At 69.0% G+C, this 22870-nt stretch carries 27 protein-coding genes; 13 read left to right on the forward strand and 14 right to left on the reverse strand.

Annotated elements, in window-relative coordinates; all coding sequences use genetic code 11:
• The first annotated feature begins 8 nt into the window (after positions 1-8).
• Complete coding sequence (locus SM754_RS01885) at positions 9-767, forward strand: coenzyme F420-0:L-glutamate ligase (RefSeq protein WP_323674521.1); 759 nt, start codon at positions 9-11, stop codon at positions 765-767.
• Entirely contained in the window at positions 757-1773 is a 1017-nt protein-coding gene (locus tag SM754_RS01890; RefSeq protein ID WP_323674522.1) for a 5,10-methylenetetrahydromethanopterin reductase, read from the forward strand. Before SM754_RS01885 ends, SM754_RS01890 begins: the two co-directional genes overlap by 11 nt.
• Positions 1774-1937: 164 nt before the next feature.
• On the opposite strand, the gene SM754_RS01895 is transcribed toward SM754_RS01890, so the two are convergent.
• Positions 1938-2156, reverse strand: a complete 219-nt coding sequence (locus tag SM754_RS01895; RefSeq protein WP_323674523.1) for a DUF8024 family protein — start codon at positions 2154-2156, stop codon at positions 1938-1940.
• A 66-nt stretch (positions 2157-2222) separates the two neighbouring features.
• On the opposite strand from SM754_RS01895, the gene SM754_RS01900 reads away from it, so the two are divergent.
• The 6 genes from SM754_RS01900 to yciH all read left to right on the forward strand — a co-directional run bounded on the left by SM754_RS01900 (position 2223) and on the right by yciH (position 7783).
• Positions 2223-2519 carry a DUF7573 domain-containing protein gene (locus SM754_RS01900; RefSeq protein WP_323674524.1) on the forward strand — a complete coding sequence of 99 codons (297 nt, stop codon included), beginning with the start codon at positions 2223-2225 and terminating at the stop codon, positions 2517-2519.
• Positions 2520-2599: 80 nt separating this feature from the next.
• Positions 2600-2794 carry a cold-shock protein gene (locus tag SM754_RS01905; protein WP_015762509.1) on the forward strand — a complete coding sequence of 65 codons (195 nt, stop codon included), beginning with the start codon at positions 2600-2602 and terminating at the stop codon, positions 2792-2794.
• Between the two features lie 235 nt (positions 2795-3029).
• Positions 3030-4022, forward strand: a complete 993-nt coding sequence (locus SM754_RS01910) for an AAA family ATPase (protein WP_323674525.1) — start codon at positions 3030-3032, stop codon at positions 4020-4022.
• 1 nt (position 4023) lies between these two features.
• The gene (locus SM754_RS01915) at positions 4024-5028 is read left to right on the forward strand and encodes a DUF58 domain-containing protein (RefSeq protein WP_323674526.1); all 1005 of its coding nucleotides are present in this window, start codon (positions 4024-4026) and stop codon (positions 5026-5028) included.
• Positions 5029-5065: 37 nt separating this feature from the next.
• The gene (locus tag SM754_RS01920) at positions 5066-7324 is read left to right on the forward strand and encodes a transglutaminase TgpA family protein (protein ID WP_323674527.1); all 2259 of its coding nucleotides are present in this window, start codon (positions 5066-5068) and stop codon (positions 7322-7324) included.
• Positions 7325-7489: 165 nt separating this feature from the next.
• Positions 7490-7783, forward strand: coding sequence for a stress response translation initiation inhibitor YciH (gene yciH / locus SM754_RS01925; RefSeq protein WP_166039521.1), 294 nt, complete (start codon positions 7490-7492; stop codon positions 7781-7783).
• 105 nt (positions 7784-7888) lie between these two features.
• Here the strand turns inward: yciH and SM754_RS01930 are convergent, their stop codons facing one another.
• Positions 7889-8254, reverse strand: coding sequence for a rhodanese-like domain-containing protein (locus SM754_RS01930; RefSeq protein ID WP_323674528.1), 366 nt, complete (start codon positions 8252-8254; stop codon positions 7889-7891).
• A gap of 56 nt (positions 8255-8310) precedes the next feature.
• Complete coding sequence (locus SM754_RS01935; protein ID WP_323674529.1) at positions 8311-9060, reverse strand: helix-turn-helix domain-containing protein; 750 nt, start codon at positions 9058-9060, stop codon at positions 8311-8313.
• 159 nt (positions 9061-9219) lie between these two features.
• Between SM754_RS01935 and SM754_RS01940 the strand changes: the two genes are divergently transcribed.
• A complete protein-coding gene (locus SM754_RS01940) occupies positions 9220-10254 on the forward strand; it encodes a transcription initiation factor IIB (protein WP_323674530.1) in 1035 nt (344 codons plus the stop codon).
• A gap of 87 nt (positions 10255-10341) precedes the next feature.
• On the opposite strand, the gene SM754_RS01945 is transcribed toward SM754_RS01940, so the two are convergent.
• The 6 genes from SM754_RS01945 to SM754_RS01970 form a co-directional block, all read right to left on the reverse strand.
• On the reverse strand, positions 10342-11817 hold the full coding sequence (locus SM754_RS01945; protein WP_323674531.1) for an HAL/PAL/TAL family ammonia-lyase: 1476 nt from the start codon (positions 11815-11817) through the stop codon (positions 10342-10344).
• A 37-nt stretch (positions 11818-11854) separates the two neighbouring features.
• Positions 11855-12568: an ABC transporter permease gene (locus SM754_RS01950; protein WP_323674532.1), complete on the reverse strand. Its 714-nt coding sequence runs from the start codon at positions 12566-12568 to the stop codon at positions 11855-11857.
• Entirely contained in the window at positions 12561-13532 is a 972-nt protein-coding gene (locus SM754_RS01955) for an ABC transporter ATP-binding protein (protein ID WP_501993745.1), read from the reverse strand. The genes SM754_RS01950 and SM754_RS01955 overlap by 8 nt, the downstream gene beginning before the upstream one ends.
• A 2-nt stretch (positions 13533-13534) precedes the next feature.
• The gene (locus tag SM754_RS01960; RefSeq protein WP_323674534.1) at positions 13535-14185 is read right to left on the reverse strand and encodes an ABC transporter permease; all 651 of its coding nucleotides are present in this window, start codon (positions 14183-14185) and stop codon (positions 13535-13537) included.
• A gap of 3 nt (positions 14186-14188) precedes the next feature.
• Positions 14189-15133: an ABC transporter substrate-binding protein gene (locus tag SM754_RS01965; protein WP_323674535.1), complete on the reverse strand. Its 945-nt coding sequence runs from the start codon at positions 15131-15133 to the stop codon at positions 14189-14191.
• A gap of 102 nt (positions 15134-15235) precedes the next feature.
• Positions 15236-15916 (reverse strand): helix-turn-helix domain-containing protein, encoded by a 681-nt coding sequence (locus tag SM754_RS01970; RefSeq protein WP_323674536.1) that lies wholly within the window; start codon positions 15914-15916, stop codon positions 15236-15238.
• Positions 15917-16044: 128 nt separating this feature from the next.
• On the opposite strand from SM754_RS01970, the gene SM754_RS01975 reads away from it, so the two are divergent.
• The 3 genes from SM754_RS01975 (at position 16045) to SM754_RS01985 (ending at position 17867) form a co-directional block, all read left to right on the forward strand.
• Positions 16045-16380 carry a thioredoxin family protein gene (locus SM754_RS01975; RefSeq protein ID WP_323674537.1) on the forward strand — a complete coding sequence of 112 codons (336 nt, stop codon included), beginning with the start codon at positions 16045-16047 and terminating at the stop codon, positions 16378-16380.
• Between the two features lie 132 nt (positions 16381-16512).
• Entirely contained in the window at positions 16513-17190 is a 678-nt protein-coding gene (locus SM754_RS01980) for an alpha/beta hydrolase (protein WP_323674538.1), read from the forward strand.
• Between the two features lie 26 nt (positions 17191-17216).
• Positions 17217-17867, forward strand: a complete 651-nt coding sequence (locus SM754_RS01985) for a cob(I)yrinic acid a,c-diamide adenosyltransferase (protein WP_323674539.1) — start codon at positions 17217-17219, stop codon at positions 17865-17867.
• Positions 17868-17930: 63 nt separating this feature from the next.
• On the opposite strand, the gene SM754_RS01990 is transcribed toward SM754_RS01985, so the two are convergent.
• From SM754_RS01990 to SM754_RS02010, 5 genes are all read right to left on the reverse strand, one after another.
• Entirely contained in the window at positions 17931-19283 is a 1353-nt protein-coding gene (locus SM754_RS01990; RefSeq protein WP_323674540.1) for a phosphoribosylamine--glycine ligase, read from the reverse strand.
• Between the two features lie 110 nt (positions 19284-19393).
• A complete protein-coding gene (locus tag SM754_RS01995; protein WP_323674541.1) occupies positions 19394-19984 on the reverse strand; it encodes a DUF4112 domain-containing protein in 591 nt (196 codons plus the stop codon).
• Positions 19985-20121: 137 nt separating this feature from the next.
• Complete coding sequence (locus tag SM754_RS02000; protein ID WP_323674542.1) at positions 20122-20583, reverse strand: transporter; 462 nt, start codon at positions 20581-20583, stop codon at positions 20122-20124.
• A gap of 26 nt (positions 20584-20609) precedes the next feature.
• Positions 20610-21530 carry a hypothetical protein gene (locus tag SM754_RS02005; RefSeq protein WP_323674543.1) on the reverse strand — a complete coding sequence of 307 codons (921 nt, stop codon included), beginning with the start codon at positions 21528-21530 and terminating at the stop codon, positions 20610-20612.
• A gap of 121 nt (positions 21531-21651) precedes the next feature.
• Entirely contained in the window at positions 21652-22206 is a 555-nt protein-coding gene (locus tag SM754_RS02010; protein WP_323674544.1) for a metal-dependent hydrolase, read from the reverse strand.
• Between the two features lie 358 nt (positions 22207-22564).
• On the opposite strand from SM754_RS02010, the gene SM754_RS02015 reads away from it, so the two are divergent.
• Positions 22565-22807: a glutathione S-transferase N-terminal domain-containing protein gene (locus SM754_RS02015; protein ID WP_323674545.1), complete on the forward strand. Its 243-nt coding sequence runs from the start codon at positions 22565-22567 to the stop codon at positions 22805-22807.
• The last annotated feature ends 63 nt before the right edge of the window (positions 22808-22870 follow it).

Below are 22870 nucleotides of genomic sequence, written 5' to 3' on the forward strand. Positions count from 1 at the left end.
GCTCGTGCATGGAACTGCTGTCGGTCCCGGACGTGCCGGAGGTCCGCGAGGGCGACGACCTCGCGGCGCTCGTCGAGGCCCGGTTCGACCTCGCGCCGGATGACGTGGTCGTGGTGGCGTCGACGGTCGTCTCGAAGGCCGAGGGCCGCGTCGCGGACCTCGCGGACTTCCCCGCCGGGCCGCGTGCTCGCGAGATCGCTACGCGGCTCGAGGACGTGACGGGCGACGAGAAGGACCCGCGGTTCGCGCAGGCTGTCCTCGAGGAGTCCACGGAACTCCTGATGGAGGCGCCCTTTCTCCTCACGGAGACGCGGTTCGGGCACGTCGGCGTGAACGCGGGCATCGACCGGTCGAACGTGCCGTCCGGCGACGTGCTCTTGCTCCCGAAACGGCCGGACGAGAGTGCCGCGCGCATCCACGAGGGGCTCGAACACGGGAATCCCGTGGTGGTGACTGACACGAGTGGACGGCCGTTCAGGCACGGACAGACCGGGGTCGCCATCGGGTACGCGGGGATGCCGGCGAGTCGCGACTACCGCGGGGAACTCGACCGGGACGGGCACGAGCTCGCGGTGACGGTGCAGTGCGTCGTCGACGAGCTCGCGGCGGCGGCGAACCTCGTCTCCGGGGAAGCGGATGCGGGGACGCCGGTGACGGTCGCGCGAGACTGGGAGTTCGGTGCGCTGGACGGGAGCGAGAACCTCTATCGGTCGGTCGACGGGGACTTCGTCCGGCAGGCCTTGCGGGGGTGGGAGTATGACGAGTGACCGCGACGCGGTGGCGTCCGGGGACGTCCGGTTCGGGGTTGAGGTGACGCCCGAGCATCCGGTCGAGGACCTCGTCGGGTTCGCGCAGACGGCGGAAGAAGTGGGGTTCGATGCGGTGTTCGCGTCGAGTCACTACAACAACCGCGACCCGTTCGTCGCGCTGTCGCGGATGGCTGGGGCGACCGAGCGCGTTCGTCTCGGGCCGGGCGTCGTGAATCCCTACGAGACGCATCCGGTGACGCAGGCGTCGCGCGTGGCGACGCTCGCGGAGGCGAGCGACGGGCGGGCGCTGTACGGTCTGGGAGCCGGCGACGGGTCGACGCTCGCGAACCTCGGCGTCGACCAGGACCGGCCGCTCCGGCGCGTCCTGGAGTCGTTCAAGGTCGCACAGGACCTGTTCGACGGCGAGCGCGTCGACCACGACGGGACGTTCGTCGCGTCGGGCGCGAAGCTGAACTACGAGCCGCCGGGCGAGGTGCCGGTGTTCGTCGGCGCGCAGGGCCCGCACATGACGCGGATGGCGGCGAAGCACGCGGACGGCGTGCTCTACAACGGCTCGCATCCGCGGGACGTCGCGTGGGCGGCCGAGCGCGTCGCGGAGGGTCGCGAGGACCGACCCGACGAGTACGGGGACGTGTCGTTCCTGGCGTACGCGAGCGTGAGCATCGCCGAGGACGAGACGGCGGCACGGGATGCGGCCCGGATTCCGGTCGCGTTCATCGTCGGCGGTGCGCCGCCGCCGGTGCTCGACCGGCACGGTATCGACGGGGAGCGGGCCGCGTCGGTCGGTGACGCGGTCTCCGCGGGCGAGTTCCGTGACGCGGGCGCGGCCGTGACGGACGCGATGCTGGACGCGTTCTGTATCGCGGGAACGCCGGCGGACGTCTCGGAGCGGTTCGACGCCATCCTCGACCACGCGGACGGTATCGTCGCCGCGGCGCCACTCGGCCCGGACGTCGACGCGGCGGTCGAGCTGACCGCGGAGGCGCTCGACCGCGTCCGCTGACCGTCACCGACGGACGACGGACTCGGTGGTCTCACCGCCGGTGGCGGCGCTGTGCGATGCATGGAGGAGTACCTGCCGTAGGATGTCCAGAGGAGTGAGTTCTGGGGCGGTGTGGTCGTCGGCCGTCGGTCGTCGGTCGTTCGCGCTTCGGCCGTCGACGCGAGTCAGTTCGTGCCCGGGGGCGGAGACTGCGAGAAGCTGTCGCTGAGTCCGTCGAGGATGCCACCGACGGCGAACGCGCCGAAGGCGATCGAGGCTCCCGCGGTGATGAGGCCGCCGAGTAGGACGAGGACGGCCGAGATCGGGTCGACGCCGGCGGCGGTCCCGAACGACTCCGCGGCGGTCTGCAGTTCGGACACGAGCCAGAACGTTCCGTTGCTCATGGTCGAACCTTCGAGCGCTGGTACTTGTCCGTTGCGCTCAAGGCCCGGCCGCTCCTCGACCGTGACATGACCGAGGACGCCTCCATCGACGACTTCACCCGGCGGGAGCGCGAGGGAACGACCGAGAACGACGGAACCGAGAGCGACGCGACCGGGAATGACGCGACCGAGAACGACGCGACGGACGAGGTCGTGGACGGCGTCGATAATCAGGCGGGTGACGGGCTCGAACCGGACGACTCGGCGGCGTCGACGTCGCGGTACGAGCCGACCGGTGGGGCGTGTACCGCATGCGGGTCGGTCGTCGAGCGCCTGTGGGTCGCCGACGACGACGACGTCTGCGCGGCGTGCAAACCCTGGTAGTCCGGGCGCTTCGAGGCCGGAACGTGCGGAATCGTTCCCGTGGCAACCTTTATGCTTGCCAACGCCCATCATGCAAGCGTATGGCAACAGGCACGGTCGACTTCTTCAACGACACGGGCGGTTACGGCTTCATCGACACCGAGGACGCGGACGAGGACGTCTTCTTCCACATGGAGGACATCGGCGGCCCCGACCTCGAAGAGGGACAGGAGGTAGAGTTCGACATCGTGCAGGCCGACAAGGGCCCGCGCGCCGAGAACCTCACGCGCCTCTAATCGCAGGACAGCTTCGGACAAACGAAATTTTGTGTCCCCGGCAACGTTACATGCGAGCGACCGCTACACACTGGCAGTACGTGGTGTGTCACGCTCGGTCACGGGGCGCGCGGGTCCGGCCATCGGTAGCGTCGAGCCCGTCCGGCCGTCGCGGGAGTAGGACGCACTGCGAAGGGAACGACCGCCCTTCAGGTTGGTCACTGGCGGCCATACCGGCGCTTTCAGACGACAATACATGACGGACGCTAACACTCCAGACGCGACGCCGCAGTCGAGTCGCCCAGAAACAGAACCCGAATCGCTCCCCGTCGAGGAAGCAGCGCAGGTCAGCCGGAACGTCATCTCGAACGTCGAGGACGTCATCGTCGGCCACCACGACGAGATCGAGCACGTCGTCACGGCGATGCTCGGCCGCGGGCACGTCCTCCTCGAGGACGTCCCCGGCGTCGGGAAGACGATGCTCGCACGAGCGCTCGCGGCGTCCATCGAGTGCTCGTTCAAACGCGTCCAGTTCACGCCCGACCTCCTGCCCTCCGACATCACGGGCGTGAACGTCTTCAACCAGAAGACCCGGGAGTTCGAGTTCCAGAAGGGACCGGTGTTCGCGAACGTCGTCCTCGGGGACGAGATCAACCGCGCGCCGCCGAAGACCCAGAGCGCGCTCCTGGAGGCGATGGAGGAACAGCAGGTGACGGTCGACGGGACGACGCGCATGCTCCCGCAGCCGTTCACGGTCATCGCGACGCAGAACTCCGTCGAACCGAACCGGACCTACGAGCTGCCGCTCGCCGAGGTCGACCGCTTCATGAAGAAACTCCACCTCGGGTATCCGGACCAGGCCGAGGAGTCGGAGGTCGTCGCGCGCGCGGTCGGCCATCACCCCATCGAGTCGCTGACGTCGGTGACGGACACCGCGACCATCCGGCGTGCGCGGGAGACGGTCGCGAACGTCACCGTGAAGGACGCGGTCCGCGAGTACGGCACCCGGATTGCGGCGTACACGCGCGACAACGCGAAACTCGGGGTGTCGCCGCGCGGGACCATCGCGCTGCTGCGGGCGGCGCAGGCGCGAGCGGTCGTCCGCGGTCGCGGGTACGTGACGCCGGAGGACGTGCAGACGGAGGCGCCGCGCGTGCTCAGTCACCGCATCCGTCTCTCCGCGAGCGGGCCGCAGGACCAGGGCGAGCAGGTGGTGGCGGACGCCATCGAGACGGTCCCCGTGGAGTAAGATGCGGTTGACGCGACGCGGGAAGGCTGGCCTCGTGGTGGTCGTGCTCGGCGTGGTGATGGCGCGCGTGTTCGGCGCGCAAGCGCTGGGCGTCATCGTCATCCCGGTGCTGGTGGCGGTCGTCGGCGCGGCCGTCCAGGTGCGGCGCGCGGGCCGCCCGGACGTGACGCGGCGCGTCCCCGACCCGGGGTTCATCGACGAGACGAAGCGGGTGACGTTGTCGTTCGACGTCGGGTCGCCGGTCGCGGCGACCGTCGAGGACCACGCGGACGCCGGCCTCGAGCTCGACGGCGCGTACTTCGAGGCGACGCTCGGCACGCGCGACCTCGCGTACGACGCGACGTACTGCGACCGCGGCGAGCACGACTTCGGGCCGCTCTCGGTCCGCATCGTGGACGTGCTCGGGCTCGCGGAGGCGGAACACCGGTACGGGCATCGCGACAGCGTGCTCGTGTACCCGCGGGTGTACGCGCTGACGGGGTCGACGCGGCACGACCTCAACCTCCTTCCGGAGGGCGGGTTCGAGCACAACCGCGAGGAGTTCGAGAACCTCCGCGAGTACGACCGCGGGGATTCGCTCCGTGACGTGCACTGGAAGTCGAGCGCGAAGCGCGCGGCGGACGACCTCGTCGTGAAGCAGTTCGTGAGCGAGGAGGACGTCGGCGACGTCCACATCGCGTGCGAGAGCGCGGACGGCTGGGACGACCACGTCGCGGAGGCGACCGCGAGCATCGCGCTGTACCTGCTCGACTCCGGGATCCGCGTCGGGCTCTCCGCGCCGAACGGCGAACTGGAGGCCGACGCGGGCGCGGACCAGCGCGAGGCGTTGCTCGCGCTGCTCGCGACCGTCGGCCCGGGGAAGGTCCCCGACGAGCACCGCGAGCGCGCGAACGTCGTCGTCACGGGGAGCGAGTCGACTGGCGTTCGCGTCGAGATGGCCGACCGCGAGGTCCCGTTCTCGTCGTTCGTCCGCGACGAACCCACTCGCGAGGAGGTGCGCGCATGAGTACCACCGACTGCTCCCGTCGCGTGGAGGTGTCGGTATGAGTACCGTCGACCGTCTCGGGACGCGGTTCGCGTCCGACGGCGAATCCGAGTCGAACCGCTTCCGAGCGCTCGCGCTCGCCGGCGTCGCCGGTATCACCGCGACGTACCTCGCGGTCCTCTTCGAGCTGACGGCGGTGCCGTCGGTCGGCGGGACGCCCGAACTGGCGGCGGTCGTCGTCGGGTCGGTCGCCGGCGGGTACGCGCTCTCGCGGACCGTCGGCGAGCGCGTCGCAGCGCTCCTCACGGTCGGCCTGGTGTTCGCGGGCGCGGTCGCGTACCTGCTCGCGACGCCGCTCGGCGTGGTGTCGCTGACGACGCGCGGCGGCCAGATCGTGACGGACGCGTTCGCGCTCCTGACCGGCTGGCGCGTCCTGAAGCTCGTCGAACCGACCGTGTGGATCCTCGGGTTCGCGCCCGCGCCGGTGTTCATCACGACGTACCTCGCGCTCCGCCGCCGGTACGTCGCCGCGGTCGGCGTCGCCGGCCTCGCGCTCGCCGTCCTCATCATGACGGGCGACGCACCGGTCCTGCTCGGTCGCGTCCCGCTGCTGTTCGGCGCGGTCGCGGGCATCGCGGCGGTCGGGTTCGGTGAACTCGAGAAGCGCGGCGGGACGCTCAAGCAGGTCGACGTCCTCGTCCTCCTGTTCGCGGCGATGCTCGTCGTCTCGTCGGTCCCCGTCCTCCCCGGCAGTCCGCTGTTGTTACCGCAAGCGGGCGGTGAGGGGGCGGCGACCGTCGAAGGGAGTCTCACCGCCGAGACGGGTCGTGCACCCATCGTCGGGTCCATCCAGCTGTCTCCGGAGGTCCGGTTCAAGGTCGAGGCGGACCAGGGGCACTACTGGCGGGTGGCGACGTACGACCGCTTCACCGGACAGACGTGGTTGCGGAGCGGTGAAGCGCAGGACTACGCGTCGAGGCTGCTGGACGAACCACCGGGGGAGACGACGCGCGTGAGTCAGACGTTCGAGGTGCTCGCGCCGGCGAAGGTGATGCCGGCGGCGAACCAGCCGGTCGAGGTCCGCGGCGACGTCCGCGACTTCACGAAGGTCACGTTGAACGGCGGTATCCAGGCGGACGTGCGGTTCCGCGAAGGCGACCGGTACAGCGTCGTGAGTGCCGTGCCGACCGCGGACGAGGAGACGCTCCGGGCGACCGGCACCGAGTATCCCTCTCGCGTCGAGGAGCGCTACACGGAAGCGCAAGGGCTCTCGTCGACGTTCACGGAGAAGACCGAGCGCATCGTGTCGAACGCGGACGCGGGGAACCCCTACGAGACCGCGGTCGCGATCGAGGACTGGCTGGAGGGGAACCGCGGGTACTCGCTCGACACCGAGCGGCCGAGCGGGAACATCGCGGAGAAGTTCCTCCTGGAGATGGAGCAGGGGTACTGTACGTACTACGCGACGACGATGGTGATGATGCTCCGGAGTCAGGGCATCCCGGCGCGGTTCGCGGTCGGGTACACGCCCGGCCAGCAGGTCGAGGACAACGAGTGGGTCGTCCGCGGGTCGGACTCGCACGCGTGGGTCGAGGTGTACTTCGAGGACGTCGGCTGGGTGAAGTTCGACCCGACGCCGTCGGGGCCCCGACAGTCCGCGGAGGTCGATAGCATCGAGAACGCTCGCGAGGACGGCCAGGAGAACGTCGACGTCGACGACAGCGACCAGGCGCCGTTGACGACGACGACCACGCCGACGACGCCGCTCCCGAACGCGACGGACGTCAACCGCTCCGAGCGGACGTTCCGGGACCCCGACCTCGTCGGGACGACGGCCGCGGGTGCTGCGAACTTCACGCTCGAGACCGGCGGGGAGACGACGAACGGGAGCGACGGCGGCGACGAGGGCAGCGGTGGCGGGCCGATCCCGCCGGAGACGCTGTTCGTCGCGCTCGTCGCGCTCGTCGGATTCGCGGCGGGCGCGCATCGCTCGGGCGCGACCGACCGTGCGCTCCGGACGGCGAAGATCCACTGGCAGGGCGGTCGCGTCGACCCGGAGACCGACGTCAGGCGCGCGGTCGAACGACTGGAACTCCTGCTGGAACGGCACTATCGGCCGCGGCACGTCGACGAGTCGCCGCCGGCGTACATCGAGTCGTTGAGGCGCGCCGGCCTCGACGACGACGTGACTCGCGTCGGCGAGCTCTACGAGCACGCGGTGTACGGCGACGGCGTCAACGAGGCGGAGGCGGACGAGGTCGTCGCGCTCGTCGACGACACCGTGCGAGCGCACACCCCGCTCCTGCGGCGACTCTGACCGCCTCGGCGCTCGCTCACGTCGCGCGAGGTCGGTTGACGCGGACGCGGCGACTTATCACGGTATCCACCCGGGAAACGCGCCGAAGCGACGGGGTTCGAGTTTTATTCGGGTCCCGTGGTCCCGATAGTGTTTAATATGGCGACGCCGTAACCTCGAATCGTAATGTCGGAAGTCTGCTCGACGTGCGGGCTCCCCGAGGAACTCTGCGTCTGCGAGGACGTGGCCAAGGGAGATACGGAGATAACCATCCGCATTGACGAGCGCAGATACGGGAAAGAGGTAACGGTCATCGAAGGGTTCGAATCGAAGGACGTCGACATCGACTCCCTCTCGTCGGACCTGAAGTCCAAGTTCGCCTGTGGCGGGACCGTCGAGGACGGCCACATCGAACTCCAGGGGAACCACTCGGGCCGCATCGAGGACTTCCTCCGCGACCGCGGGTTCAACGTCGCCTGACCTCCCTCTCCTCGGTTCGTTCACCGCTCGCGAGCGCCAGCGCCGTCGCTCTGAACGCGCGTTGTCGGCCGCGACTTGACGGGCCGTCGTTCTCGCGGGTCGCGGTCAGAAGGGAGCGGTCGGACCGTCGGTCGACCCGGCGTCGGCGTCGTCCGTGCCGGTGGTTACCTCGCCGTCGTACGCGGTGAGGCCGCCGGCCATGCTCTCGACGGGCGCGTCCACGCCCTCGTAGGACGCGATGAGGCGTGCGGCCTGCACGCTCGATTTGCCGTGCGGGCAGACGGTGACGACGCGGTCGGCGTCGGGGAGCGATTCGACGGCGTTCGCGAGTTCGGGGAGCGGGACGTTCCGCGAGCCCGGGATGTGGCCGCGAGCGTAACTGGATGGGTTCCGGATGTCGACGATGCAGACGTCGACGTCGTCTGCGCCGCGGAGCGCTTCGACGTCCTCGGGGGCGACTTCGCCGTCCATTCGTGGCCGTGCTTGGAGCGGCGTCGTGTTAAGGAGCGCGCTCTCCACCCGAGCGGTCACGGCGCGCGTTCCGGGACGGCTTCGTCGACGCCGAGGCAGCCTTCGGTGAACTCGGTGGCGAGCCACGTCTCGGCCTTCTGGAGGCGGTACTGGAGCGTCGACCGCGGGATGCCGGCGTCCTCGGCGACCTCGGCGAGCGTGCTCTCGCGCGGGGTCTGGTAGTAGCCGGCGTCGACGGCGGCTTCGAGCGCGGCGCGCTGCTCGTAGGGGAGCTCGTCGCGGTCGTCGTCGCCGTCGCCCCAGTGCGTGGGGTCGCCGGTCTGACTGAGGGAGATGCCGATGGTGTCGGGGAACGACTCGCGGACCTGATCGAAGAGCTCGCCGGCGCCGGTGCCGTCGCGCGTGAGGACCCGCCAGACGTACTCGTTCCCGCGTCGACGCGTCTCGAAGACGAGGCCGGGGCCGAGGTGTTCGCTCGCGGGATAGGGGAGGGCGGGGCAGGCGTCGATTCCCTGGCGGTACGTGTAGACCGTGGCGGTCGTGGGCCCGGTCTCGAGGAGTTCGTGTTCGCGGTAGGAGTCGCACGCGCCCTCGGGGCACTCGTTGCAGCGGTTCGCGTCGAGGACGAGCTCTTCGAGCGCGTCGATCGCGTGCTCGGGGCCGGTGAAGCGGTCGATGCGCCACATGTCCTCGCCGACGACGTTGCAGGCGACCGAGCGCGCGATGGCTTCGGGGTGGTCGATGAAGACGTCCGCGATCGGGTCGACGCCGCGGTCGTATTCGAGCGTGAAGACGTACTCTCTCACACCGAAGCGTTCGGCATATGCCAACCTAACTGTTTCGCCGGTAGTTATATAAGTGATAGGAATCGCTGGACGTGGGTGGGGTAGAGCCCCGCCGTCCGCCGAGGTCGCTTGGCACACGCCAAACGAATCTATTCGGGGCTGTCCGAGAAATGAATGGGTATGACGACCCAACGCTTCGACACTCGACGCTCGCGAGCGGACGAGAGCCCGTCGCGGACGCGACCCGGCACACGCGCCCGGACCGACGAGGCCGACGAACGCGAGCACGAGCACGACGAGAGCGTGACGACGTGCCCGGAGTGCAGCGGGCACCTCGCGGTCGACGAGGAGCGCGGCGAGACCGTCTGCGAGGACTGCGGGCTCGTCGTCAGCGAGGACGAGGTCGACCGCGGCCCCGAGTGGCGCGCGTTCGACGCCAGCGAGAAGGATGAGAAGTCCCGCGTCGGCGCCCCCACCACGAAGATGATGCACGACGACGGGCTGTCGACCACCATCGGCTGGCAGAACAAGGACGCCTACGGGAACAGTCTCTCCGCGCAGAAGCGAAAGCAGATGCAGCGCCTGCGCACGTGGGACGAACGCTTCCGCACCCGCGACAGCCAGGAACGCAACCTCAAGCAGGCCCTCGGCGAGATCGACCGCATGGCCTCCGCCCTGGGGCTGCCCAAGAACGTCCGTGAGACCGCGAGCGTCGTCTACCGGCGCGCGCTCGAGGACGGCCTCCTCCCCGGCCGCAGCATCGAGGGCGTCGCGACCGCGAGCCTGCACGCCGCCGCCCGCCAGGCCGGCTCGCCCCGGACCGTCGACGAGATGACCCGGGTCTCGCGCGTCGACGAACAGGAGTTCACGCGAACGTACCGCTACATCGTCCGCGAACTCAGTCTCGAGGTCCAGCCCGCGGACCCCGCGAGCTACCTGCCGCGGTTCGCGAGCGACCTCGACGCACCCGACGCCGTCGAACGCCGCGCCCGCGAACTCGTCGAGACCGCCAAGCGCGAAGCCGTCCACTCCGGGAAGTCTCCCGTCGGTATCGCCGCCGCCGCCATCTACGCCGCCGGCCTGCTGGAGGACGCCGACCTCACCCAGCGCGAGGTCGGCAACGCCGCCGACGTCAGCGAGGTCACCATCCGCGACCGCTACCGCGAACTCCTCCGCACCGCCCAGAACGCCCAGCAGGGACAGGCCGCGGACTGAAGAACCAGCGCGGTCGAACGACCCGGCACGGCGCACGGGACGACCGGTCTCGAACGCGAACGGCGCGTGTTCGGATAACTCGTCCGGTTATCGATCCAAAACGACGTCGTCGACGATGCCGTCGCCGAGCAGCCCGGCGATGGCTTCGACCTTGTCGTGGAGGTGCACGTCGCCCGGCGGGAGCGGGACCGCTTCGGTGACGACGTCGACGAGGTCGTCGAGCGGGTCGCTGAGCGGCGGGTCGTCCGCGAGCGACGCGAACTGGACGGCCGTCAGCAGTTCGATGGCGAACCCGAGGGTCGTTCGCTCGACCGTCTCGTGAAGGTTCCGTGCGGCGATCGCGCCCATGCTGTGGACGTCCTCCTGACCGCCGGACACGACGACCGAGTGGTCGCTCGCCCCGTCGACGAGTCGGGACTCCGTGACCAGGCCGGTCGCCGAGTAGTGGCCGATCATCAGCCCCGACTCGAGCCCCGGTTCGTCCGCGAGGAACGGCGCCGGCACGGCGTCCGCGTGCAGGAGCTTGTGCGTCCGCTTCTCGCTCGCCTCCGCGATCTTCGTGAGGCTCCGCGCGAGCTGGTCGGCGGTCTCGGCGAGGTGCTGTCCGTGGAAGTTCCCGCAGGAGACGAGGCTGCCGTCCGGATACACCAACGGGTTGTCCGTCACGCTGTCGAGCTCCGTCTCGACGACCTCCCGCGCGCGCTCGGCCTGCATCCGCGTCGTCCCGTGGAGCTGCGGGAGCAGTCGGAGCGAGAGCGGGTCCTGCTCCATCCGGTCGATGCCGACGTCGTCCGAGAGGAGCCGACGGACGTTCCGTGCGGCCTCCCGGTGGCCGTCCTGCGGCCGGTCCGCGAGGACGCGCTCCTGGAACGTACTCGGACAGTTCCCGACGAGGCTGAACGTGAGCGCGGCGACCGCGTCGACCGCCGAGAGCAGCGTCTCGACGTCGTCGACAGCGATCGCGAGCAACCCCGTCATCAGAGGCGTGCCGCTGAGCGTCGACAGGCCCTCCTTCGGTGCGAGCGACAGCGGCTCGATGCCGGCGTCGGCGAGTGCCTCCGCTGCGTCGACCTCCTCGCCCTCGTACTCGACGCGGCCCTCGCCGAGGAGCGCTCGCGCGAAGTGCGCGTTCGCGCCGAGCCCGTCGGTGCTCCCCGCGAGCGGAACGACCGGATGGATGCGAGCGTTCAGGAGGTCGACGAACTGTTCGACGAGCGCTGGCCGGACGCCCGACCGGCCCGCCGCGAGCGTGTTCGCTCGACTCAGCATCGCCGCCCGAACGACCGACGTCGGCGCAGGGTCGCCGACCGCAGTCGCGTGACTCCGGACGATGTTCTCCTGGAGCGCGCCCAGGTTCTCGCGGGAGACGTCGACGTCCTGGAGCCGTCCGAACCCCGTGTTCAGGCCGTAGACCTGCCGTTCGTTCGTCTCGACGACGGACTCTACCACGTCGCGGGTCTCGCGCATCTCCGCCGCAGCAGCCTCGGCGAGCGAGACCCGTTCGTCGCCGCGAGCGACCGCGACGACGTCGTCCAGTGCAAGGGACCCAGTGAGTTCTATCATGTCGTATCGCTGTCTTCGATGGCTGGAACGACGGCGCTCAAGCCGCCGTTACCTCGGTCGTCTCCTCCGCGCTCGACATCGGCGGAGTGACGATGCCTTCGAGGTGCTTGAAGAGTAGGTCGAGGACGATCACGAGGACCGCGCCCGGGATCGCACCGGCCATCGTGATGTGGGTGTCCAGCTGTTGCTGGCCGAGAATCACCCAGTTCCCGAGGCCGCCCGCCCCGATGAACGCGCCGAGGTACGCGACCCCGACGGACATCACGGTGGACGTCCGGATGCCGGCGAAGATGACGGGTAGCGCGAGCGGGAGCTCGATCCGGGCGAGCCGCTCGAACTGCGTCATCCCCATCCCGCGTCCGGCTTCGACGATCGAGTCGTCGACCCCGTCGATGCCGGCGACCGTGTTCTTCAGTATCGGCAGTAGCGCGTAGAAGAACAGCGCGAGTATCACCGGGTTCCGGCCGAGGCCGACGAACGAGAACGAGATGGCGATGACCGCGAGCGGCGGGAGCGTCTGTGCGACCGCGCCCATGTTCATCACGACCCATCCGAGGCGCTCGAATCGGGTTGCGACGACGCCGAGGGGGACGGCGACGAGGATTGCGAGCCCGACACCGAGGAGGACGATGACGATGTGCGTCTCCAGTAGCGAGAGGAACGTCCCCCAGTTGTCGCCGATGTACGCGAGCGCTTTCACGACCGAGTCGCCGTACTCGCCGATCCCGGCGAGGACCATCGAGTCACGCACCACGGTCCACCCCGACCTCGGAGAGCGAGGGACCGTTACCGAGGACCTCTCGCAGATGCGCTCTCGTGACGGTGCCGACGGCCTCGCCGTCTCGAACGACCGGGAGGGCGTCGTGCGTCCCGCCGAGGAACGCCTGCGCGACGTCCTTCAGGTCGTCCGTCGGAGCGACTTCGGGGGCGTCCCGCGACGCCCCACCGTCGTCCATCACGTCGGCCACGGTGACCGTCGACAGGTGCTTCATCTGCTGGTCTTCGCCGACGAAGTCCGCGACGAAGTCGTTCGCTGGGTCGGAGAGGATGGTCTTCGGCGTGTCGCACTGCACGATTTCACCGTCGCGCATCACCGCGACCTTGTCGCCCATCTTCAGCGCCTCGTCGATGTCGTGCGTGACGAACACGATGGTCACGTCGAGCGTCGACTGGAGCTCCAGGAACTCGTTCTGGAGGTTCTCCCGCGTCAGCGGGTCGAGCGCCCCGAAGGGCTCGTCCATCAGCATCACCTGCGGGTTGGCGGCGAGCGCGCGAGCGACGCCGACCCGCTGGCGTTGTCCGCCCGATAGCGCGCCCGGGTACTGGTCTCTGGTCGACGACGGCAGCTCGATGAGCTCCAGGAGCTCCGTCACTCGGTCGTCGATGCGGTCCTGATCCCAGCCGAGGAGGTCCGGGACAAGACCGATGTTCTCGCCGACGGTCATGTGGTCGAACAACCCGATCTCCTGGATGACGTACCCTATCGAGCGTCGGTGCTCGATGGTGTCCCGGCTCCCGATGGGTTCCCCGTCGACGGAGATGGTCCCCTCCGTCGCTGGGATGAGGTCGTTGATCATCTTCATCGTCGTCGTCTTCCCACAGCCGGACGGCCCGACGAGCGTCAGGGTCTCGCCGGCGTTCACTTCGACGTCGATGCCGTCGACCGCGACGGTCCCGCCGGCGTATACCTTCCGCACGTTGTCGAACGTTATCATGCTCATGTACTCGTCACCTCAGTGGGGGAGAGGAAGCGCTGGACGCCGTACAGTCCGGTGTCGAGGACGATGGCGATCGTCGAGATGACGATAGCGCTGCCCAGTATCTGTCTCGTGTTTCCGACGCTGATACCACGGAAGATGCTCTGTCCGAGCCCCGGTGCGCCGAAGAACGCCGTCACCGTCGTGATCGCGACGAGGAGGACGGCGGCCTGCCGGATGCCGGCCATCATGACCGACATCGCCTGCGGGAACCGCACCCGGAACAGTAGTTGACGGTCGGTCATGCCGAGTCCGCGACCGACCTCGATGCTCGACTCGTCGACACTTTCCAGTCCGACGTAGACGTTCCGGGCGATGGGCAGCGCCGAGTAGAGCACGAGCGCCGTCACCGCCGCGGGCGTCCCGATACCCACCAGTGGGATGAGTAGCGAGAGCAACGCCAGGCTCGGTATCGTCAGGAGCACCCCGAACACGCCGAGGGTGACGTCCGAGAAGCGGTCGTATCGATGGATGAGGAGCCCGGTCGTTCCCCAGAGGACCACCCCGAAGAACAGGCCAGTCAGTGCGATGTTCAGGTGCTGGACGGCCTGTTCGACCATCAGATCCTGGTTCTCGACCAGCCACGTTACGACGGCCGTCGCTGTCGGCATGGTTCAGATGTACCCGCTGTCTTTCAGGAACGTCTCGGCGACGGTCTTCGGGTCCTTCCCGTCGACGGTCACCTTCGCGTTCAGCGACCGCTGGGTATCCGTCGTCAGCTCGCTCGTCGCCGCGTTGAGCGTTTCCTTCAGGTCGTCGGTCAACACGTCGTTCGGGACGTTCGGAGCCGGGTTGTAGATGTTGAAGAACGGCTCGGTGTCCTCGACGACCGGGAGGTCGAACTGCTTGATCTTCGGGTTGGTCGCGAACCCGAACCCGAGCTGGGCCTTCCCTTCTTTGACCGCCTCGTAGACGAGGCCGATCTTCATCTCGACGACACCGATGTCCTGCTTCTTCTCACCGAATCCGTACGCGTCGGGGAGGCCGCCCCAGGCGTCGTCGCGCTTGACCATCTCCTGGTTCATCGCGACGTCGAAGTCGGTGTTCCCGGCGTTCACGTGCTTGGCGAGGTCCTCGAGCGTGTCCAGGCCGTTCTCCTCGACCCACTCGGGGTTCCCGACCATCACGTACGTGTTGTTGAACGGCGCGCGCTCGAGCCAGTCGATGTCGTACTCCTCGTTGTACGCGCTGTCGACGTTCTCGTAGAGCGTCTCGGGGTCGTCGACGTCCGTCTCGCGGTCGAGGACGTTCGCCCACGCGGTCCCCGTGTACTCCCAGTACAGCTCGGATTCGTCGTTCTTGAGCGCCTCGAAGTTCGCGGGCGACCCGCCGAGCCCGGTCTTGTCGGTGACCTCGTGGCCCGCCTCCTCGAGCAACACCATGCTGATGTTGCTGAGGACGAACTGCTCGGTGAAGTTCTTCGAGGAGACGACGAACGTCTGTCCGCCGCCACCGCCGTTCAGGAGGCTGAGACACCCGGAAACGCCGGTGCCCAGGGTCGCGGCCGATCCAGCTGCGACTTGCTTCAGTGCCGTGCGCCGGTCAATACCGTCTGACATGGTAATCTGTGACGTTCTCCCTTGGAGTAACGATTGCATCGTACAAATAGGGGGTTTTATATGGTCTGCCGTTCCGCTCGCTCGATACCACGGATCGGTCCGTCACGAGCGACCCTCGCGCTCCACGAGGACGTCCGCGACGTGCGACATCCCCCGACGCAGGTGCTCGCCCGCCGTGCTCTTCTCCACGCCCACGACGTCCGCGACGTCGGTCAACGTCGCCTTGCGCGGGACGTCGAAGTACCCGATCTCGCCAGCGACCGAGATCACCTCGCGCTGCCGTTCGGTGAGGAGTTCCACGAGCGCGCCCCACGTGACGGGGCTCGGGTTGAACACCGTCTCGATGTCGTTCACGACGCGCTCGATGCCGACCTCGCCGACGGTCTCGAGCCGGTCGACGAGCGCCACGAGCCGGTCCCGGTCCCTGACGAACAGGTCGAAGTACTCGTTGCCGTCCCGAAGCGTCGTCGGGTCGAGCGGCATGTAGTCGTTCTCGAGCATTATCGTGTACGGCGTCGGGTCGGGGAACGTCGCCGACACCAGAACCATCGCGTGCTCGTTCCGTCCGGTCGTACCGCGTTCGACGACGTCCACCGTCTCGAAGTAGTCGGCGGACTCGGCGAGGGAGACGGCCTCGTCGACGCTCGGGCCGCGGAACCGATAGAGTGCGGTGTACCGTCGGTCGTGGAGCGTCGCGGTGTAGACGCTGCCCCAGATGTCGTGCCGTCCCAGCGACGACGTCCAGTCGTCCGGGAGCCGAACCCGGATTCGTACCCCGAACATGGACCGTATATGAGATTCGTGCGCTTAAATCGCTTGGACGCCGTCACCGCGGGCCAGAGCGGCTCCCGACCCGGCCGCATCCACGCGTCGGCCACAGACTCAAACCGCTCCGGACCCTAGCTGTGAGTATGACAGATTCCGGGAAACCCACCGCTCTCGCTGACGAAGCCGAACTCGACGCGTTCCTCGCGGAGCACGACCGCGTCCTGCTGGAAGCCTACACGGACGGCTGCGGTATCTGCGCGTCCATGGAGCCCGTCCTCGGGAACGTCGCTCGCGCGACCGACGTCGCCGTCGCACTCGTCAACCCGCGGGACGACCCGCCGCTCGTCGAGCGACTGAACGTCACGAGCGTCCCGCTGCTCGTGTACTACGAGAACGGCGAGCCGGTTCGTCGGGTCGCCGACGGCTTCCAGGGCGCCGACGCCGTCCTCGAGTTCGTCGACGAACCAGTCGAAGCGTGAGAGCTGTCGACGAACCGGTCGAAGCGTGAGAGAACAAGTCTCGCTCCTGGCCGGGAGCCGACTCGCTAAACCGCTGGCGCACGTACCACGGTCCATGACGCGTCTACTGTCGAACGCTGGAGGACGGTCGCGGTGAGGGGGCGGAACCCGCACAGCGGCGACGACCCGCACGGCGACCAGCCGGTCGCGACCGCTGGACCGGACCCTGCCGAGGCGAGCGCGGCGGTCGTGTGCGCGCACGGGCGCGGCGCGACCGCGGAGTCGATGCTCCAGATCACCCAGCAGTTCGGGTTCGACGACGTCGCGTACCTCGCGCCGCAGGCCGCCGGCCGGACGTGGTACCCGAACCCGTTCACGGCGCCGACCGAGTCGAACCAGCCCGGGCTCGACTCCGCGCTCGCGAAACTCGACGCGGTCGTCGCCGACGCCGTCGACGCGGTCGGCCGCGAGCACGTCGTCCTCCTCGGGTTCTCTCAGGGCGCGTGCCTCGCGAGCGAGTACGTCGCCACGAACCCCGGACGCTACGGTGGGCTCGTCGTCTTCAGCGGCGGCCTCATCGGGCCCGAGGTCTCCGTCGACCAGTACGCGACGGACGACGACGCGCTCGCCGGCACGTCGGTCTTCCTCGGGTGCGACGCGAACGACCCGCACATCGCGCTCGACCGCGTCCACGAGACCACGGAGATACTGGACGCGCTCGGCGGCGACGTCGACGAACGCATCTACCAGGGTATCGGGCACGGCGTCGTCGAGGACGAACTCGACGCCGCCGTCGCCATCGTCGACCGGGCGCGAGAAGCCGAGGACTGAAGCGACCCGCGGTCGACCGTCGACGTATGCACGACGACACCGGAGCGCCCGACGCGCACGACATCCGACCCGCCGCGCCCGACGCGTTCGGCCGGACGCAGGTCTGGTGGGGCGGCGGAAAGGGAAAGACGACCGCCGCGCTCGGCATGGGCTTCCGCGCCGCCGGCCACGGCTACCGCGTGCACCTCCTCCAGTTCATGAAGGGCGGCGCGGCGAGCGTCGAGGACGTCCGCGGCGAGTACAACGCCATCCACGCCGTCCCCGGGTTCACGTACGAGCACTCCGGGCACTACGGCTGGCACGGCATGAACGACGGCAGCGACGACGTCGACCACGAAGCCCGCGCCCAGGGCGGCCTCGAACGCGCTCGCGACCTCCTCGACGCCGCCAGCGACGCCGACCTCGGCGGACCTCTGGCTCTGGACGGGCCAGCGGACGACGGCGTCCACATGCTGATACTGGACGAACTCTGCTACGCCGCGAACCGCGACCTCGTCTCGCCCGACGCCGTCGTCGACCTCCTCGACCGCAAACCCGAGCACCTAGAGCTCGTCCTCACCGGCGGCCACGACGAGCCGACGTACGTCACCGACCGCGCCGACCTCGTCACGAACGTCCGCAAGCAGACCCACCCGTTCGACGACGGCGTCCGCGCCCGCAAAGGCACCGAGTTCTGACGCGACGACGACGAACCGCCTCGCGTCGACGGCCGCCCGGCCAGCGACCGCGGCCGCCGACGCCTACTGCGGGCCGAGGTAGCCCCACGCGTGCAGGCGGTCGCCCTCGCCGTCGATCCAGCGTTCCCCGATGTCGTCGCGGTAGTAGAGGTTCGGGACGAGCACGTCGTCGACGCGCTCGTAGCACTGCTCGCGCGCCGCCTGCATGGTCTCGCCCATCCCGGTGACGACGAGCGGCATCCCGGCCTCGCCCGCGACCCGCCACTCGCCCGCGGGGTCGGTCGTCGGGTCGCCGTCGGCCGTCACGCGCTTCGCGTCCTCGATGTGGACGCCCTCTGGCGGTCGGCCGTCCGCGGTGTCGAACACGAGCGCGGCGTTGCGCGAGCTCTCGTCGTACGTCCGCTCGTCGTCGAACGGGAACGGCGGGAGCACCACGCGCACCGCGACCTGGAACCCGCGATGCACCGTCGGCTCCGGGTCGGTCCCGCGTGCGAGGCCGTGGAGGAACTCGCCGCTCCCCGAGAGGAGGGACTCCTCCTGGAGCGCGATCGTCGGATACCCGAAGCGCGGCGTGAACTCCAGGGGATAGACGCCCTCGTCGGTCGCGATGCAGTTCAGGTCGATGCTCCCGACGTACCCCTCGTCGGCGAGCCAGTCCTCGAGCTTCCCGAGGGTCGCCTCGAACAGCCGGTTCCGGCCCGCCCAGAACATCGCCGTCCCCATCTCGCCCGTCGACGGCCCGACGTTCCCCGGGAACAGCTTCTTGTGCTCGAAGTTGAAGTTGATCGGGTCCACGAACCGGTCGCCGTCGAAGAACCCGCAGACGGCGACCTCGACGCCGTCGATGCGTCGCTGGAGCTGGAAGCCCTTCATGCGGTGCCCCCACGCGGACTCGTACGCTTCGAGGACGTCGACGACGTCGCTCCCGTCGCGCTCCCGGCCGACGTACACGAGCCGTTTGACGTTCTGGACCTCGCCGAGGGGCTTGACGACGTACGGCGCCGGGTTCGCCTCCACGTACGCGATGGCGTCGTCGAAGTCGGTGAACTCGCGGTGCTCGACCGTCTCGATGCCCGCCTCCTCGAGCACGGACATCGCGTACCCGCGGTCGTCCTCCAGCCGGTCGGTCGCGGGCGTCCCGCCGACGACGGCGTGCCCGTCGGCTCGCAGTTCCTCCGCGAGCTTCCCGGTCCCGACCTCGTTCCCGGTCCAGATGTCGTCGAACACGACGACGTCCGCCCAGTCCAGTTCCGCGCGCCAGTCGTCGGTCTTCGCGACGAATCCGTCCGCGATGTCGCGGTCCGCGTCGTGTTCGACGTAGTACTTGATGTCGTGACCCTCCCGGCCGACCTGCCACGCGAGGTCGCCGCAGAGCGCCGAATCGAGCGAGCAGAACAGGAAGTTCCTCGAAGGCATACCGGCGGTACTCTCGACGGCGGCAAAAGCCTTCCCGCGGTCGAGCGCCCCGAACACGTCGCCGACCACCTCCGACGTGCGACCGCACGCTGACCGGCGCTCTCAGCGACTCACTCCGCGTCCTCGTCCTCGACCTCGATGGGAATCTCCACCGGACCGTCCCCCTCCGGCGACGTCCCAGCGCTAACGGTCCCGTCCCCGCTCGCGGCGTCCGCTGCGGCGTCCACGACCTCCTCGGTCGCGTCCGCCGCCCCCTCGAACGCGTCCGCCGCCGCGTCCTCGACGCTCGCGAACACCGTGTCCGACGCCCCGTCGGCGAGGTCGTCGAGCGCGAGCGCGAGATTCCGCTGGTTCGACTTGAACACCACGTCCACGACCGTGCCGACGTAGGGAATCGCGCCCCCGGCGACGTCTATCGTGACGTTCGCGAGCATCTCCACGAGCGTCCCGTAGGACACCCCCAACCGCGCCGACTCCAGCACGACGTACATCGACACGCCCGCCGCGACGACGTCACCGACGCCCGGCAGCACGCCGAGGACGGGGTCCGCGCCCACGCGGAAGTCGGTGCCCGGGAGCGCCACCGCGTCGTCCATCACCTTCGCGACGAGCCGCATCCGCTCGACCGCCGCCTCGTCCACGCCCTCCGGTATCGGTCCATCGTACGGGTCCGCGAACGGGTCGGTCTCGCCATCAGTCATACCCGCCACTACGTCATCACGACTGAAGAAGGCCAGGCCCAAGCGGCGACGCCCGACCCTCATCCAGGCCCCGACGCCCGAAGCCCACTCGGTCCCGACCCCAGACGCCGGTCCAGGCCTCGGCGCCGACACTCACCTCAGAACAACGTCGGCGCGAACCGGATGAGGACCGCGTCCGCCAACAGGAGCACGCCGACCACGGTCGCCGCACGCAGCACCGTCGTCGCGCGCTTCGCGGGCGTCCGCACCTTCAGATCGTCCGCACCCTCGAGCACTCGCGACGCACCGACCTCGACCAGTCCCGTCAACGCGACCCAGAGGACCACCATCCCGAGCACGAGATGCCCGCTCGTCGACGACAGCAGCGACTCCTCGTACCCGGCCAGCGAGATCATGTACCCACCGGAGAGCAGGAGGAGCACCGACGCGAGCCGAGATCCGACCTGGAGACGTTCCGTGAACCGTTCCAGTGGCGCAGCGTTCAACGTCCCCTCTCGAGCCAGCGGGAGCACGCCGAACGCGAAGAACGACACCGACCCCACCCACATCGCCGCGACGACCAGATGGATCGCGCGAACGACGACTTCGACCATAGCCATGCGAGAACCGTCTGCCCGCCGGCCCGTTAATGCTTCTCCTCTACGGCGGTCGCACACGACGCACACAGCAACTCGATGGTCGACGACGCCGACCCGATGACGGTCTCCAGGTCGTCGACCTCGTGGTACGCCTCGCAGCGCTCGCAGCGCGCCGTCGGCGCCGCCTCGTCGGCGAGCAGCGAATCCACAGTGACCTCGTCCGTCGGCGAATCGAACGCCGTCTCCGGGTCGACGCCGCTCGCGGGCCGAGCGGGTTTCGCGGGCGGGCCGTCCGTGAGCGCCGGCGGGCCGTCGTCGTCGAAGATCGGCGAATCCGGGCTGTCGAGCGTCTCGTCGACGTCGCGTTCCCCGTCGCCGTCCTCGTCGTCGTCGCCAGCGGACGCCGCCTCCTCGACGGTCGCGAGCGCCTCGCTGAAGAACTCCCCGGCGAGGTCGTCCGGGAGCCCGGTGTTCCCGTAGAGGACCGTGACGAGTTGCTCGCGGAGCTCGTCCGGCGCCATCCCCTCGCGCTCCCCGACGACGTGTAGCGCGTCGGCCTCGCGAGCGTCCGCGTCCGGCATCCCCTCCGGGTTCCGCACGTACCGGTCGACGACCGCCGTCAACCTCCCCGCGACCGTCGAATCCGCACTCCACCGCGTCGGGAACGCCGCGTCGATGTTCGCGCGCCGTTCGTCGCTCAACTCGGCGACGACCCCCGTCGGCGACGTCAGTTCCGCCGTCGGGTCCGCCGCATCGTCCCCCTCGTGCACGCTCGCGCGGTCGAGCGCGGGCTCACCCGGGACGTCGAGACGACCGGCCGCGACGTCGCAGAGCACGCTCAAGCTCTCCTGCATCGACGAGGACTCGTACCCTCGACACTCCGCGTAGACGCTGTCGATGCGGTCGGCGAGCGCCGCTGGAACCCGTACCTCGACGAACTCCTCGGCCCGGTCCTCTCGCTGTGCCATTGGAATAACCATCGCGCCCCAACACTATAAATTTCACTCATCTAAGGGCACGTTTTAATTTCTGAGACGCGGTACGTTGGAGATACAGCTTGATTGTGAAAGCACCACATGCGTCTCGGGGCTACTGGAGGTACCGTTCCTCGAGCGTCGGCAGCCGCTTGCGGACGAGGACGTACCCGACCGACAGCGCGACGCCCCCGAGCACGAGCCCTCGAATCCACCCATCGAACGCGACCCACCCCGGGATCGCGAACGTCACGGCGACCGCGAGGTCCTCGGGTGCACCGTCGTACCGGACGTACCGCCGCGGCGCCGCCCACCGTCCCTGCGTGTGCAGGAACACGCCACGCTGATCTTGCGCGAGCCACGGTCGCGCCTCCGTCCCACCACCGAGAACGTCGCTCGCCGAATGCACCGCCGCGGACATCAGGAACGCCGCCACCCCTACGGTCGCGGGCACGGTCGCGACGGCGGCGACTACCACCGCGAGGACCGAGAGCACCGTGTAGTACTCCGGGAAGTGCAGCGTCTTCCGGTGCTCCGCCAGGAGATCCAGGTCCGGGAACATCCCGCCGGCGATCGCGCCCGCCGCAGCGACCGTCGCGTACTCCCCTCCAACCGCGGCGTACGCGCTCGCCAACGCCAGCCCGACGAACGCGTGCGTCGTCGCCATCATCATCCCTACGTACCCGGTTCAGCGGGAAAACGTCGTCGTCGCCACCATCGCCGGACTACCCATCGTCGAACCCCCGAGCGTTCAAGTGCGAAGCCGCGGCCAACGTCGGCATCACCTGACGCGTGCGACGCGACGGTCGAGACGGGAGTCCGGGCCGCCGTCGCGTCACTCACCCACGGCCCGGCTGCTCGCCCCACACCGCGCTCCAGAACGTCCAGCGTCGGCGCACCGACGGCGAGATACCGGGACGTCGACGAGAGGACACTGGGACGTCGACGAGGGGACACCTGAACATCGACGGCGGAGGGCGCCAGTCCGACCCCCAGACCCTTCTACAATCAGGCCAAAGGGTGTCACCATGACGCGAACACTCTACCAGCTCGAGGGCTGCCCGTGGTGCGAGACGGTCGCGGACCGCATGGACGAGCTCGACCTCGACTACGACACCGTCTGGGTCGACGCCATGCACTCCGCGCGCGACGAGGTCAAGCGCGTGTCCGGGCAGCGCGCCGTCCCCGTCCTCGTCGACGACGCTCACGGCGTCACGATGAACGAATCCGCGAACATCGTCGACTTCCTCGATACCACGTACGGCACGTGAACGGTCGACGCACACCGGAGGACGTACCGCCACAGCCCCGGTGAGTCAGTTCACTCTCCCCGG

The sequence above is a fragment of the Halorubellus amylolyticus genome, assembly GCF_034808145.1.
In the GTDB taxonomy this organism is placed as follows: domain Archaea; phylum Halobacteriota; class Halobacteria; order Halobacteriales; family Natrialbaceae; genus Halorubellus.